Origin of the sequence: Lawsonibacter asaccharolyticus, assembly GCF_022453915.1 — a bacterium.
Classification (GTDB): Bacteria; Bacillota; Clostridia; order Oscillospirales; family Oscillospiraceae; genus Lawsonibacter; species Lawsonibacter asaccharolyticus.
Map to the genome: position 1 here is coordinate 1,258,478 of NZ_CP091870.1, position 14,248 is coordinate 1,272,725.

Genomic DNA, 14,248 nt, shown 5'->3' on the forward strand with positions numbered 1-14,248 from the left:
TGCAAGAGCCGCCATGAGGGTGATTTTTGGCTTGAGCTGAGACAGAGGGGGTATGTTTTTTATCCGGACACCTTTGACGGAGCCGTTCAGCCGGGAGGGGCGGCCTCCCGCAATGGAGAAGCCGCCCCTCCTGACTTGAGAAGAGATAGAGAAGTCAAACATGAAATTTTATGAAAAGCAGGTCAGGTCAGGCGGATTCGCCGCCGTCAAGAAGCTGGTACAGTGTGTCATAAAGAGCATCGTTGCCCACGGCCGCCTTTGCGCTCTCTACTGCGGGAGCGGCTGCGGTCTGCATATCGGTTAAAAACTCATCGGTGATCTCACAGACCTGCATTCCATGTTCCTGGACCAGACTGTCATAATAATATTGCTCCATTGCAATGCATACGTCGTAGTCATAAGCGCTCATATCCTTGCAGATCGCAGTCAGAAGATCCTGATAGGACTGGGGCATGGAATAGAACTTATCTTTGTTCATGGTCAGATCCATGCTGGGAGTCATATGGTGTGTAGGGACAAGGTACTCCTGCACCTCATACAGGGCGCTGCTCAGGGCGTTGGAGAGGTTGTTGTCCTGCGCATCGACTGTTCCGTTCTGAAGAGCCATGTAGAGTTCATTGAAAGCCATGGGAGTCGGGTTGGCACCCAATGCATTCCAGACCGCCATCCGGCTCTCCACCTGAGCGGTGCGGATCTTCAGCCCCTTCAGGTCCTCCATGCTGGTGACGGGTTTGTTGGAGGTAAGATTCATGCTGTCGGTGCCGGCGCGGAGCATCAGGCACACCAGTCCGCCGTCTTCGTTTGCCTGATTGTACAGGTCGCGGAATTTGCTGTCTGTAAGGACGCTCTCAATTTTTTCGCTATCGTATCCTGAGAAGAGAAATGGAATGTCAAAAATAACAGTTTCAGGAACGAAAGTCGCGTGGGTAGATCCACACTGAAGCACCATATCCATGTCTCCGGCTACACAGGAGGCGATCATTTCAGAGTCGCTGCCCAGCTGGGAATTGGGATATATGGTGATCGTGATTTTTCCATCACTATACTTTTCCACTGCGTCTTTCAGGGCCAGAAGCATTTTGTGGCTCTCTGTGGATTCCTGCATCGCATGGCCGATGGACAGTGAATAGGCAGGACCATCCTCGGGGAGCTTTGGATAATCTCCAGACAGATAAGAGGCGGCATCGAATTGGGCGGCGGGGGATTCCACCGCAGAGGAGGAAGCAGGAGCATTGGAACTGGTGGAAGTCCCGGTGCCGCCGCAGGAGGCCAGACCGAGAGTCAAGGTACACGCCAGGGCAAGAGAGAGTAGCTTTTTCATCGTGATCGCTCCTTTTTAATATTTGACATATATGGTTTTTACAAAAGACACAGACTGATTTGGGGAATAAAAGTGATGAACATCAGGGCAATCAGGAATGTAATGATGAACGGGACCGCTTTCCGGCCCAAGCGCATGGGCGGTGTGTCACACAAGGGGCTGGCGACAAACAGGGTAACGCCAAACGGAGGGGTCACAAATCCAACTGCCATATTGACGACCATGATGATACCGAGGTGGATCACATCGATGTTAAGTTCTGTGGCCAGCGGGATCAGCATGGGGGCTAGGATCAGCAGGGCGGGACCGGTGTCCATGACCATGCCGATCAAAAGCAGAGCTACATTGATGATGAGCAGGATCTCGACCTTTGAATGGAAATTGCTCGTGATAAACTGTGCCAGAATGGTGGGGATCTGCAGGATCGTCAGGACCCGTCCAAACGCAGTGGCCACAGCCATCATCAGCGCAAGGGGGGCCAGAGCACGGCAGGATTCTCCCACGAGCCAAAAGATTTTTCGTACCTCTACGGTCTTATAAATAAATACAGACACGATCAATGCATAGATCACGGACACACAGGCGACCTCAGTAGTGGTGACTACGCCGGAGTAGATCCCGCCCAGCAAAATGACCGGGGTCAGCAGTGCCCAGAAGCTGTCCTTCAACAGGGGGAGAAACCCCATCTCACGGAGCTGAACCAGTTTGGCATCGATCCGATTTCGATCCTCACCTTTTCGGATACAGTAGAATACCGCATAGGCCATCAGGCAGACGGCGATCAGAATTCCGGGGACAATGCCGGCGATGAACAGCTTGCCGATGGAGGCTCCAGTGGCCATTCCATACATAATAAAGGGAATACTGGGCGGGATGATGACACCCAGACCGGCGGCGGTAGCTACCACCGCACCGGAAAACTCTTTATCGTATCCCAGAGAGAGAAGGACTGGAATGGTCATGGCACCTACTGCGGCGCAGGTTGCGGTGCCGGAACCGGAGATCGCACCATAGAACAGGCAGGTAGCGATGACGGCACAGGGGATCCCACCGGGAACATGTCCCAGCAAATAGGCAAAGACATTGAAGATTTTTTCCGAAATGCCGCCCTTTGCCATGATGATGCCGGAGAGGATGAACAGGGGAGCGGCCAGGATGCTGGTACTGTCACCTCCACCAATGATGCTTCGGAGCACGAACTGTATGTTGCCGGCAAAATCAGGGTCAATGAGTCCGGGGGCCACAGTGGCACCGATGAGGGTCAAAACCAGAGGGAATCCCATCAGGATGCCTACAACAAAAACAACGACAACAGCTAAGATCATGCCATACCCTCCTCAGCAGGGGATTTTTTCAGTCCCAGAATAAACAGTACCAGCCGCTGGATATAGCGGACCGTGCCAAGACCGTAGCCGACTACGCTGGCGGCATAGACATACTGCATGGGGAGCTTCAGCGCAACACTGGCTTCCCCGGTCTCCATAACACCTGCCACGGTGCCGAAAGAGTGGTAAAACAGGAAACCGGCCACCATGATGCAGAGGATCAGATTGATGATCTCAATGATATTTCTGCATCCTTGGGGAAGCATGCCGATCAAAGCGTCTACCCGCAAGTCAGAACCAAGGCGTGCGCTGTATGAAAATGCGACAAACATCATCCAAATGAAACAGTAGCGGCAGAACTCTTCTGACCAGCTCAGGGAATCGTTGAAAATATATCTGCGAATGATTTGAAAAAGCATGATGACCACAATGCTGCTCAGCAGGAGCACCATGATAAACTCTTCCAGGTGCTTGTCCAAGAATTTTAGTGTCTTCATCTGCGTACCGGTCCCCCTATCTTTTGATTTCGGCATCCCACAAAATGGACTATTGTTGCTCAAAGGATCTTGTAATAATCATTTATCTGTGATTTTGCATACATAGCTTCCACCTGCTCGGGAGTCATGGCAAGAAACGTCTGGTAGCGGATCCGCAGCTCGTTGAGAAAGCGGTGCCACTCTCCCGGGTCCAGAAACGCGTCCTTGTCTCCCTGGCACAGCCTGGCGTATTTCTGGTAGGTGTCGTTGTGGAAGGGATGGTTGCCCAGCATCAGATCCACAGGCTCGTCCCACACTTTATCGATGGAAGTGAGAAAATCCTGCTGGAGAGAGAGGGGCATCCCATTGCGCCGCAGTGCCGCCTCGGAGACGCTGACAAAGCCAGCCCCGCCGTAGATCCCCACGCGGATGGTGTCCTGGCCGTCCTGAAGCGTCCAGAAGTGGGACATCACTCCGATGGTGTGGCCCGGCGTGAGGACACAGCGGATCGTGGTGTTGCCCAGCTGGATCAGGTCCCCATCCTGGAGCTCCACATCCGGCACAAAGCTCTCATTGTAATATCCCAGCTCCCGGTTCATGGCCTCCATGCGCTCCGGATGCTCCCGCATGTCTTTTGCGTCTACCGCACTGAGGAAGGTTTTTGCCCCAGACAGATGGACCAGGGCGTTGACGCAGGCGTAGTGATCCGTATGGGCGTGGGACACGATGATATATTTCAGGTCCTCGGGATTGAAGCCCAGCTTCCAGATGTTGTGGATCAGGCCGGGCATGCTGCCGGCGCATGGAGTATCCAGCAGGATCAGTCCCTCCCCGGTATCGATCAGGTGGGAGGAGCACCAGAGATTTCCCACAAAGTACAGATTGCCCCGGATCTGAAAGGGCGCGCGATCCATCAGATATGGCCGATGCATATATTCCTGTGTAGGCGACATATTGCCGAAACGGTTAAAATGTTCCAAAGGACGACCTCCTTTATTTTGAGATTTGGCCACATCTCATTGTCAGTTCTTATAATAAAAGTGGTTGACCAACTTGTCAATTTAGTCTAAAATATAGTGCTATATTAAAAACGGAATAATGGAGGGTGCGGAGTGGACATTCGGAACATCGAGTATTTTCTGCATCTGGCCAAATACGAGCATGTCTCCGCCACGGCGGATCTGCTCCATATCTCCCAGCCGTCTCTGAGCAAGCACATCACCTCTCTGGAGCGGGAGATCGGCGTCAAGCTGTTTGACCGGATCGGCAACCGCATTGTGCTGAACAAGACCGGGGAGCAGTTTGCCCAATATGCAAAGCAGGCGGTGGAGCTGCTCAATGCGGGGATCAATTCTGCTAAACGGGGGATCTATGACACCAAGGGGGGCATTCAGATCGCTTATACTTCCTATGCCCCCATTATCGCGGACTGTGTCGCCCAGTACACCCAGATCAATCCCCTGATCACGTTCCAGATCATCGCGTTTGAGGCCACAAAAATGGTGGATTCGGATCAACTGGACTTTCTTCTGTCCTCTTCTGCGGGAGATACGCTCCACGACCAGAACAAGACTTTTTGGGTCTCTCGTCCCCTCTTTCAGGAGCGTTATGCACTGATCTATGGGAACAGATTGGCCAACGCGCTGGGAGCCGGTCCGGCGGATCTCTCCCTGCTCAAAGACGAGTATTTTGTCACCATGGCCCAGAATGACCGGAAGGATGTTTTGTTCAGCGACATCACCTTTCCCTTGTGTATGAACGCGGGATATTTTCCAAAAGTGTACTGCAAGACAGATGAGTTCCTGGTCAAAGTCAAGCTGGTCCAATCTGATCTCGCTGTGGCGGTGCTCCCAGAGTCCTGCCTGAAGGACGCCCTTGCCATTGCGCCCGGCCTCCAGTATTCGGTGCTGGAAGACGAGATGGCAAAACGAACCATCCATATCATGCGTCATAAAAAAAGCCTCATGACAGAGGCGGCGTTGGATTTTTGGGAGTTTATCCTGGACTTTTACGGCCTGCCGCAGGATGACTTGGACTAAACAGAGGTGCAGGAAGGATACAAGAGAAAGGATGTAGTTGAGATGCAGACACTTAGACGCAGAGACCAGCTTTTGGTGGGGTTTACGCTGTTTTCCATGTTTTTTGGGGCGGGCAATCTGATCTTTCCTCCTCAGCTGGGGGCACAGGCCGGCGTGGACACCTGGCCGGCCATGGCAGGACTGGCGGTGAGTGCTGTGGGACTTCCCATTCTGGGTGTGATCGCAGTGGTGCGGTCGGGAAGCCTGACACGGCTGGCGGGCAGGGTCCATCCCGTCTTTGCCACGGTGTTTACCATTTTGATCTACCTCTCCATAGGCCCCTGCCTTGCTATCCCCAGGACGGCCAGCACCTCCTTTGAGATGGCCGTGCCCCCCTTCCTGCCGGAGGGAACGCCGCTGATCTGGTTCCGGCTGGGCTACTCCGCCCTGTTTTTCGGAGCGGCCTTTTTGGTGGCCCTCCGGCCGGAAAAGCTGACCAGCCGCCTGGGGAGGCTGCTGTGCCCGCTGCTGCTGGCGCTGGTGGCTGTGATGTTCCTGGGATGCCTGATCCACCCTGTGGGGGGCTATGGTCCCGCGTTGCCCCCCTATGACAGCGCGGCTCCGGTGGAGGGCTTCCTCACCGGCTATCAGACGATGGACACCATTGCGGCCCTGAACTTCGGCATCGTGATCGTAATGAATATCCGGGCGCTGGGGGTGACGGAGGAGAAGGCCGTTCTCCGCAGCACCGTCCGGGCAGGCGGAGTGGCGGCGGTGCTGTTCCTGTCAGTCTACTCCATGCTGGCCCATATCGGGGCGCTGTCCGGCGGTGCCTTTCCCGGGACCACCAACGGGGCCGCTACCATGACCAATCTGGTGGGAGCCATCTTCGGCCCCTGGGGCAGAGCGATCCTGGCAGCTGTCTTTGTCATCGCCTGCTTCAACACCTGCGTGGGCCTGCTCAGCTCGTGCAGCACCTACTTCCACACCCTGCTCCCCAGGTTCCCCGCGTCTGCCTGGGCGGCTTTTTTCGCCCTGCTCAGCATGGTGATCGCCAACGCAGGACTGGACCAGATCCTGGAGTTCTCCGTCCCGGTGCTGAATATTCTGTATCCGCCGGCCATTGTGCTGATCCTGCTCTCCTTTCTGCCGGAGCGGCTGCAGCGGCTGCGGGCCATCTATCCGGCGGGCATCCTGTTTACTGGAGCGGCCAGCATCCTGTACACGGTACAGGGACTGGGGGCAGCTGTTCCAGTCCTGGACGGGGTGCTTTCCGCCGTCCCCCTGGCGGAGGTGGGCCTGGGATGGGTCCTGCCTGCCCTGGCCGGCGTCCTGCTGGGAGCTGTCCTCTCCCTCCAAAGGGAAAGCAAGGAAGTCCGATGAGCCGGGGGAGGACACAGAGAGGAGGACTGAGGGGTGCAGACCATCGACGAGGCGCTGGAGAAGCTTCAGGCGTCCCCCTTCCGGGCGAAATTCCGGCTCTCAGAGCGGGAGCGGGCCTATATAGGGGAGAAGGGGCTGGACACCATTCGGGAGCACGCCCGGGGGTTCATTGAGACCCGGCTGGCTCCGGCGGAGCTGCCCAACGACGGGCGGCAGACCCCCATGCGGGGACACCCGGTGTTCCTCGCCCAGCACGCCTGTGCCTGCTGCTGCCGCAAGTGCCTGTACAAGTGGTATAAGATCCCGCCGGGCATCCAGCTGAACCGGCGGCAGCAGGAGAAGATCGTGAATCTGCTGATGGCCTGGATCCAGCGGCAGCTGTGACCGGGCTGCGGAGGAGACAGAGAGGAGCGCACAGCGATGACAGAAGTAGTGGCGGCCCTGATCTGGGAGGGGGAGACCTTCCTCATCTGCCAGCGCCCGGCCCACAAGGCCCGGGGGCTGCTTTGGGAGTTCGTGGGCGGAAAGGTGGAGCCGGGGGAGACCCGGGAGGAGGCCCTGGTCCGGGAGTGCCGGGAGGAGCTGGACATCCGGGTGGCGGTGGGGGAGCCCTTCATGGAGGTCATCCACGCCTATCCTGACCTTACCGTCCACTTGACCCTGTTTCATGCCTCCATCGCGGAGGGAACGCCCCGAAAGCTGGAGCATCAGGACATCCGGTGGATCCGGGCGGCAGAGATCCCGCAGTATAGATTCTGCCCCGCAGACGAGGCCATCCTGGAGCGGCTGCGGGAAGTGGCCGGATGCGGCGGTCCCACACAGGTTGGAAGATAAGACAAGGCCAGCGCCTGAATGGCGCTGGCCTTGATGCGTCGGGAGTACGGCTCCGCCATATGACAGACGGGGTCCTCACAGGGGATCAGAACTACAGAAGGGCAGGGGGACAGGACCCATGCCCTTCTCATCTTATCCTGTCTTGGTTCCGGCCGGGGTCGGTCATCCCCGCGTCTCTGCGCTCCGCCCACTACTCTGGGAAGAACGAGGGACCTTTTGCAGCTCCAGCCGCCTGCCCAGCCGGGAGAGAAGCTCATTGGTGATGGTGCCGCACCGGGCGGCCAGCTCCTCGGCCCGGAGCTCCTGCGCTCCGTCCCGGCCGATGAGGGTGACCACATCCCCGGCCTGGACATCGGGCAGGGCGGTGACATCCACCAGCAGCTGGTCCATGCACATCCGTCCCGCCATGGGACAGAAAGCACCGCGGATCAGCACACGCCCGCCCTGCTGGGGCAGCTGGCGGGGCAGGCCGTCGGCGTATCCGATGGTGACCACTGCAAGCCGGGTCTCCTGGCGGGCCTGGAAGGCCAGCCCATACCCGGCCCGCTCCCCGGGGCGCAGGGGGCGCACCGAGGCCACCCGGGCCCGGAGGGAGAGGACCGGCTTCAGGTCCAGGCGGCGCTGGACCGGGGAGAGGGAGCTGTACACACCGTACAGGGCGATGCCGGCCCGGGCCCAGGTGCATGGCTGGGGCGGCAGATTGAGGACCCCGTAGCTGGCCTGGATGTGGACGCGGCCCGGAGAGAGGTTTTGGGTGCGCATCCAGTCCAGCGTGTCATAGAACAGGGTGAGCTGTTCCAGAGTCGCGTCCATGTCCTCTTTTTTCAGGCTGTCGGAGACGCACAGATGGGAGAACACCCCGTCGATGCGCAGATTTTTCAGACGGTACATCCGGGCGATGGCGGAGCGGTCCCCGGCGGGCAGCCCCAGCCGGTGCATGCCGGTATCCAGGGCCAGGTGGACCCGGACGGGCCCTCCTTGGGCGGCAAGCGCCCGACCGTGAGCCTCGTCGGCCACCGTCTGGGTGAGATGCCAGCGGCGGAGGAGGGGGACCTCACGGGGCGGGGTGTAGCCCAGAATGAGGATGGTGCCCAGCACCCCGGCCTTCCGAAGGGCGATGCCCTCAGCCAGACAGGCCACCCCGAAGGCCCGCACCCCGTCCCGCCGCAGGCAGCGGGCCACCGGCACCGCCCCGTGGCCGTAGCCGTCCGCTTTGACCACCGCCATCAGCGTGCAGCCGGGGGACAGGGCGGAGCGGAGGGTGCGGGCGTTGTGCCGCAGGGCGTCCAGGTCCAGCTCCTTCCAGGCACGGCCGCAGGGGGCGGGGCGGAGGGGGCGCAGGGCGTCCAGCACCAGGGCGGCGCACAGGGTGAGCGCCGCCACGGCGCAGAAGTGGGCCAGGCTGTTCTGGATGAGCAGGGCCTCCAGCCCTGTCAGCTTTGCAGCGCCCCGCACCAGCACGATGCTCCAGGGGTGGAGGAGGTAGATCAGCAGGGACAGCCTGCGGGCGGTGCGGTCCTGCCCCCGGCCGCCATTTAGCAGCAGGGAGAACAGGAAGAGCATGGTCAGGGGGAGGAAAAGATACATGCTGTCGTGGCGGGGCCAGCCTTGAGCGCGGAGCCAGAACGCCTCCAGGGACATACCGGCCAGGGAGAGAAGGGTGCCCAGGGCGGAGATCCCCCTGCCCAGCCGGACTCCCGCCGCCCCCAGAAGCAGGAAAAGGGGGGCCAGGAACAGCCCGTTCCGGGTATAGGAGCACAGGCGGAACAGCCCGCCATAGAGGGCGTCCAGGGCGGGCAGCTGGGCGGTCAGGCCGTAGTAGCTGTCCCCGCCCAGGCCGATCAGGTAGAGGAGCAGGGCAGCCGCCAGGGCGGCGGGCAGCCCCAGCCGGGCCAGGCCGCGGGCGATCACCACCCCCAGCAGGACCGCCGGGAAATACCACAGGTGGTACAGGGTGCCGTCTATGAGCAGCTTTTTGAGCCACTCCAGGGGGGAGAAGCCCCCGTTGTACCAGTTCAGGGGCAGATAGAGCAGAACTGCGGCGGCGTAGAGGGTCAGCGTCCGCTTCAAAAATCTGCCCGTGCCCCTCCAGCCGTCCTGGGAGAGAAAGTACCCGCTGACCATGAGGAAAAAAGGGACCGCGATCCGGGCCAGCACCCGGGTGAGCCAGAAGTCGGCCTCCGGGGCCAGTCCGGCCAGAGGGGCGGTGTGGTTGCACACCGCCAGGAACGCCGCCAGCAGGCGGAAGCGGTCCAGCACAGGGGCATCCCGGCGGGCGCTCATGGCTCTCCCTCCCAGACGGTGAGGATGAACCCGCCGCAGTTGTCTCCGGAGAGCTGCCAGCACCCCGCCGGCGGCTCCAGTTCCAGGACGGCGCTGGGGCAGGGGAGTCGGGACACCCGGGCGGTCCTGCCGCTGCCCAGCCGGCAGAGCCGGGGGGACACCTCCAGGAAGGGGACGTACTCCTCCAGACAGAGCCCGTGCTCCTCCATCAGCTGGGCGTGGGGCGCCCCCACATAGCGGAAGTGCCAGGGCTCAGCGGCGATGCCGGTGAGGGCCTCCTTCTCCCGGCAGTACCGCTGGAGGAAGCCGTACCGGGCCGCTGCCCGTCGGAAAGCGCCGCAGGCCCCGGAGTCGGGGAAGCTGGGGCGGATGAAGTCAAGATCGGGGACGTCCTCCCCCAGGTCGATGGCCAGGCCGGTCTGGTGCTCGCTGCACCCCGGAAGGGCCACGTACTGCCGGGTAAAGGCATCCCCCTCCCGGGCCCGGGTGTCGTCCCAGATGGCCTGCTGCTCCGCCCGGCTCCGCCAGCCGGAGACGGGGACGATGGTCCGCCCGCCCCCCACGGAGCGGATGCAGGCGGCCAGCAGCCGGGCCGCACGCCGCTCCAGGAGCACCTGGGGGTGGAGCCGGTCCACGGGGACCAGCTCCGGCGGCGCGCCCTCCTGGAGGGGGTGTGCCCGATCGATCAGGACCAGCGGGCCCTGGCAGGTCTGCTCCCGGCGGAGCCGCAGGGGCCTCATGCTCCCACCCCCAGCCGGATCATGCGGCTGACCAGGGAGGTGAAGTCCAGGCCGGCGCCCTGCATCATAGTGGGATAGCGGCTGTGGGGGGTGAAGCCGGGGATGGTGTTGACCTCGTTGAACAGCAGCGCCCCCTCCGGGGTGAGGAACAGGTCCACCCGGGCAAAGCCCCGGCAGTCCAGGGCGCGGAAGATGGTCCGGGCGGCCTCCTGCACCTGGGCGGCCGCCTCCGGAGGGATGCGGGCGGGGCAGTGGATGGCGGAGGTCTTGAGGGTGTACTTCTCCTCAAAGTCGAAAAAACCGCCGGACAGCTGGATCTCGTCCACCAGGCCCACTGTCAGTTCTTCGCTGCCCAGTACGGCGCAGCCCACCTCAAAGCCGGAGACCGCCTCCTCCAGCAGGACACGGCGGTCATAGGCCAGCGCGGCCCTCACCGCCCCATCCAGCTGCTCCGGCCCCTCCACCCGGCTCACGCCGAAGGAGGAGCCCGCCCGGACCGGCTTGACAAAGAGGGGGAAGCCCACCGCCTCCGCCCCCCGGCGCAGTTCCGCGGGAGAGAAGCCGGGCTCCAGCACGATCCCTCTGGGGCTGGGGACCCCGGCCAGGGCGGCCAGCTTGTGGGAGCGGTCCTTGTCCATGCACAGGGCGCTGGACAGGGTGCCGCAGCCGATGAGGGGGACCCCTGCCAGCTCAAAGAGCCCCTGAAGGGTGCCGTCCTCTCCGTTGCTGCCGTGGATCAGGGGGAAGGCCCCGTCAAAGGCCAGGGTCCGGCCGGAGCCGTCCAGCAGGAGCAGGGCGGCCCCGCCCCGGTCCAGCCGCAGGGTGCAGGGGAGGCAGGCGGGCTCCTCCTGCCAGCGGTCCTCCGGGATGGCCTCCAGCGCCCCGCCGTACCAGCGCCAGGCCCCCTCCCGGGTGATGCCCACAGGGATGGGCTGATACAGGCTCCGGTCTATATGGGTGAGCACCCCATAGGCGGAGGCCAGAGAGACGCTGTACTCGGGGGAACACCCGCCGAACAGCACCAGGATCTGTTTCATGTTCTGTCAACTCCTTCTGTGTGGGGGAGGGGACAGACCAGAAAAAAGCGCGTCCCCCTCCGATGACCCTATGGTATCAGAGGGGGGCGCACCTTGCTTGGAGTCTTTCCTGCGAAAGTCTGATAAGATCCGTAAGAAAATCTTGCGATTTTCTTACGGACCGGTCTGGTCCAGAAGATAGGCGGGGTAGGGGCGGTCCAGGCGGTAGCCCAGCTTCTCCGCCAGGGCGGCGGAGCGCCGGTCGTGGGCGTCCCAGGAGGGGAGGAGCCCCTGGTCCAGGCAGGTCAGGATCAGCCGGGCGCCGCAGGACAGGGCCAGCCCCCGGCGGCGCAGGTCCGGCCGGGTGTCGATCTGGATCTCGATGCCGCCGTCCCAGACGGCGTAGGAGGAGGCGCCGGCCGCGGGGACCCCGTCCCGAAGAGCGATGACCCCCAGCCCACGCCGGGCGAAGTCGGGACCGTCCCGGAAATTGCCGCACAGGTCCCGGGACCAGTCCTGGGCCGTCAGCAGGGGATAGTGCCCGGCCAGAATGGGGGAGAGGGAGAAGCCTGGGGGCAGGGCGGCGGCGAAGGCGGCCAGCCGGTCCCGGTCAAAGTCCTCCGGGGCCCCACAGAGGGCATAGCGGAGGAAGGGGACGGCACGGCGGCCCCACACCGCCCGGATCACGGGGGCCCAGTCCCCGGTCCGGGGGACCAGCAGGGGCCGGTCGGCCTGCCGCACCAGGGCCGGGTCCGGCCGGCCGGCGAAAAAGCAGAAATCTCCGATGGCGCACAGGGCGCTCTCCGGCGGATGCCCGCCCCCGGTGCGCACCTGGCCCATGTGCCCCTGGAGACAGGAGAGGATCATCCCCTTCTCCCAGCCTGCGAACAGGGGGGCGGCGTCATGGCTCACGGGCTGGACCCTCCTCCCGCTGTCCGCCCCGGGGCAGCGTCACCTGGAAGCAGACCTGATCCTCCCGGCTCCAGGCGGTGATGGTCCCGCCGTGGAGAGTCAGGATCTCCTTGGCTATGGCCAAGCCAAGGCCCGCGCCCCCCGTCCGGGTGGCGCGGGAGCTGTCCAGGCGGAAGAACTGGTCAAAGATGCGCGCCAGCTTCTCCGGGGGGATGGTCCGCCCGGAGTTGAGGAACCTGAGGACAATGGAATCCCCCTCCTCCCCGCCGGAGATGCGGACCACGCTGCCGGGAGTGCTGTAATGGCAGGCGTTGCGGAGCAGGTTGTCAAACACCCGGGCCAGCTTGTCCGGGTCGCAGTCATATTCCAGGCTGGGGGGAAGCTCCAGGGCGCAGGTCAGGTCCCGCTCCCCCAGCATGGGGGCGAACTCGCTGACCACCTGCTGGAGCATCCGGCACAGGTCCACGGGCTGCTTCTCCAGCTCCAGATGGCTGAGGTTGAAGCGGGTGATCTCAAAGAATTCATTGATGAGCTCCTCCAGACGCTCCGCCTTGTCCAGGGCGATGCCGGTGTAGCGGGCGCGCAGCTCCGGGGAGAGCTGGGGCTCGTCACGGAGCAGTGTCAGATAGCCGATGACGCTGGTGAGGGGGGTCTTCAGGTCGTGGGCCAGATAGACCACCAGGTCGTTTTTTCCGCTGTTCCGCCTCCCGGGCGGCCCGCTGGGCACGCAGGGCCTCCTCCCGGGCCAGGTTCAGCTGGTCCTCCACGCTCTTCATGGAGGCGGGCAGGCGGATGGGCTCCTCCGTGGGACGGGTGAGCTGGGCGGAGGCGCCGATCAGCGCATCCAGCTGGCGGACTGGGCGGGAGATGAAGTGCCAGCTGATGACCACCCAGCCCAGCAGGACCACCGCTATGCAGACGAAGAAGTAGTAGTCCCGGACCCACAGGAGCAGGTGGTAGAGAGGGTCGGTCTCATACCAGGTAAGGCGGCTGCACACCAGGACCCCCAGGGCGGAGACCGCCAGCACCACGGTCACCCAGGCCATCAGGGCCAGCAGATAATACCCCCAGCGCTGGAGGGCGCGGTAGAGCCCACGGTCTGTCTGGAGCCGCTGCGCCAGACGGGGCTTGCGTTCCTTACTCAATGGTGTAGCCCACCCCCCACACAGTCTTGATGAATTTCGGCTTTCGGCTGGGTTCGTGCATCTTCTCCCGCAGGCGGGCGATGTGGGACATGACGGTGTTGTTGCTGTCCATATACTTCTCTCCCCACACCGACTCGAACAGCTCCTCGCTGGACACCACCTGCCCCCGGTGCTGGCACAGGTACCATAGGATGGAAAATTCCAGGGGGGTCAGGGGGAGCTCCTCGCCGAACAGCACGCACTTGTGGGTGGCCCGGGAGATCTGGAGCCCCCGGAAGTCGTGCTCCTGCGCCTCTCCCCCCGGCTGGCCGCCCTGGTTGTACCGGGTGTACCGCCGGAGCTGGGTCTTGACCCGGGCCACCAGCTCCAGAGGATTGAAGGGCTTGGTGAGGTAGTCGTCCGCCCCCAGGGTCAGCCCCATGATCTTGTCCATGTCCTCCACCCTGGCAGTGAGCATCAGGATGGGGAACAGGTGCGCCTCCCGGATCTTCTGGCACAGGGTGAAGCCGTCCATATCCGGGAGCATCACATCCAGGATGGCCAGGTCAAGCGGCGTGGAGGCCACACAGGCCAGGGCGTCCCCCGCGCGGCCGAACTTGTGGACAGTGTAGCCCTCATTTTTCAGATAGACCTCCACCAGGTCGGCGATGGCGGCCTCGTCGTCTACGATCAAAATGTTTGTCTCCATGTCCCGGGACAGTCTCCTTTGTGGTTTTGTCCATTGTACCACGGGGAGGAGGCCCTGTCGAGAGGCAGGGCCGGACAGAAAGCGCCCCCCTCGCGCTCCGTCCGACG

At 62.4% G+C, this 14,248-nt stretch carries 15 protein-coding genes; 4 read left to right on the forward strand and 11 right to left on the reverse strand.

The window, feature by feature from the left end:
• Positions 1–187 precede the first annotated feature (187 nt).
• The 4 genes from L9O85_RS05955 to L9O85_RS05970 are packed head-to-tail and all read right to left on the reverse strand — an operon-like array spanning position 188 to position 4,102.
• Positions 188–1,321 carry a TRAP transporter substrate-binding protein gene (locus L9O85_RS05955; protein ID WP_301579893.1) on the reverse strand — a complete coding sequence of 378 codons (1,134 nt, stop codon included), beginning with the start codon at positions 1,319–1,321 and terminating at the stop codon, positions 188–190.
• A gap of 38 nt (positions 1,322–1,359) precedes the next feature.
• Entirely contained in the window at positions 1,360–2,646 is a 1,287-nt protein-coding gene (locus tag L9O85_RS05960; RefSeq protein WP_050624545.1) for a TRAP transporter large permease, read from the reverse strand.
• The gene (locus L9O85_RS05965) at positions 2,643–3,143 is read right to left on the reverse strand and encodes a TRAP transporter small permease (RefSeq protein WP_050624546.1); all 501 of its coding nucleotides are present in this window, start codon (positions 3,141–3,143) and stop codon (positions 2,643–2,645) included. Before L9O85_RS05965 ends, L9O85_RS05960 begins: the two co-directional genes overlap by 4 nt.
• Positions 3,144–3,202: 59 nt before the next feature.
• A complete protein-coding gene (locus tag L9O85_RS05970) occupies positions 3,203–4,102 on the reverse strand; it encodes an MBL fold metallo-hydrolase (protein WP_301579896.1) in 900 nt (299 codons plus the stop codon).
• A gap of 132 nt (positions 4,103–4,234) precedes the next feature.
• On the opposite strand from L9O85_RS05970, the gene L9O85_RS05975 reads away from it, so the two are divergent.
• Genes L9O85_RS05975 through L9O85_RS05990 form a run of 4 tightly spaced genes read left to right on the forward strand, consistent with a single transcriptional unit; the run spans position 4,235 to position 7,357 of the window.
• A complete protein-coding gene (locus L9O85_RS05975; RefSeq protein WP_301579898.1) occupies positions 4,235–5,161 on the forward strand; it encodes a LysR family transcriptional regulator in 927 nt (308 codons plus the stop codon).
• A 42-nt stretch (positions 5,162–5,203) separates the two neighbouring features.
• A complete protein-coding gene (brnQ, locus tag L9O85_RS05980; protein WP_050624549.1) occupies positions 5,204–6,523 on the forward strand; it encodes a branched-chain amino acid transport system II carrier protein in 1,320 nt (439 codons plus the stop codon).
• Between the two features lie 33 nt (positions 6,524–6,556).
• On the forward strand, positions 6,557–6,907 hold the full coding sequence (locus tag L9O85_RS05985) for a DUF4186 domain-containing protein (RefSeq protein WP_050624550.1): 351 nt from the start codon (positions 6,557–6,559) through the stop codon (positions 6,905–6,907).
• Positions 6,908–6,943: 36 nt separating this feature from the next.
• Positions 6,944–7,357 (forward strand): (deoxy)nucleoside triphosphate pyrophosphohydrolase, encoded by a 414-nt coding sequence (locus tag L9O85_RS05990; RefSeq protein WP_050624551.1) that lies wholly within the window; start codon positions 6,944–6,946, stop codon positions 7,355–7,357.
• A gap of 162 nt (positions 7,358–7,519) precedes the next feature.
• Here L9O85_RS05990 and vanT read toward each other — a convergent pair whose 3' ends face one another.
• From vanT to vanR, 7 genes are all read right to left on the reverse strand, one after another.
• Positions 7,520–9,640, reverse strand: coding sequence for a serine racemase VanT catalytic subunit (gene vanT / locus L9O85_RS05995; protein WP_301579900.1), 2,121 nt, complete (start codon positions 9,638–9,640; stop codon positions 7,520–7,522).
• A complete protein-coding gene (locus L9O85_RS06000; protein WP_277102929.1) occupies positions 9,637–10,380 on the reverse strand; it encodes a D-alanyl-D-alanine carboxypeptidase family protein in 744 nt (247 codons plus the stop codon). Before L9O85_RS06000 ends, vanT begins: the two co-directional genes overlap by 4 nt.
• Entirely contained in the window at positions 10,377–11,417 is a 1,041-nt protein-coding gene (locus L9O85_RS06005; protein ID WP_301579903.1) for a D-alanine--D-alanine ligase family protein, read from the reverse strand. The genes L9O85_RS06000 and L9O85_RS06005 overlap by 4 nt, the downstream gene beginning before the upstream one ends.
• A 153-nt stretch (positions 11,418–11,570) precedes the next feature.
• Complete coding sequence (locus tag L9O85_RS06010; protein ID WP_276853701.1) at positions 11,571–12,308, reverse strand: GNAT family N-acetyltransferase; 738 nt, start codon at positions 12,306–12,308, stop codon at positions 11,571–11,573.
• Positions 12,298–13,035 (reverse strand): sensor histidine kinase, encoded by a 738-nt coding sequence (locus L9O85_RS15165; RefSeq protein ID WP_430688780.1) that lies wholly within the window; start codon positions 13,033–13,035, stop codon positions 12,298–12,300. The genes L9O85_RS06010 and L9O85_RS15165 overlap by 11 nt, the downstream gene beginning before the upstream one ends.
• The gene (locus L9O85_RS15170) at positions 12,917–13,453 is read right to left on the reverse strand and encodes a hypothetical protein (protein ID WP_430688781.1); all 537 of its coding nucleotides are present in this window, start codon (positions 13,451–13,453) and stop codon (positions 12,917–12,919) included. The genes L9O85_RS15165 and L9O85_RS15170 overlap by 119 nt, the downstream gene beginning before the upstream one ends.
• Complete coding sequence (gene vanR, locus L9O85_RS06020) at positions 13,446–14,141, reverse strand: VanR-ABDEGLN family response regulator transcription factor (protein WP_108981402.1); 696 nt, start codon at positions 14,139–14,141, stop codon at positions 13,446–13,448. Before vanR ends, L9O85_RS15170 begins: the two co-directional genes overlap by 8 nt.
• Positions 14,142–14,248: the final 107 nt, after the last annotated feature.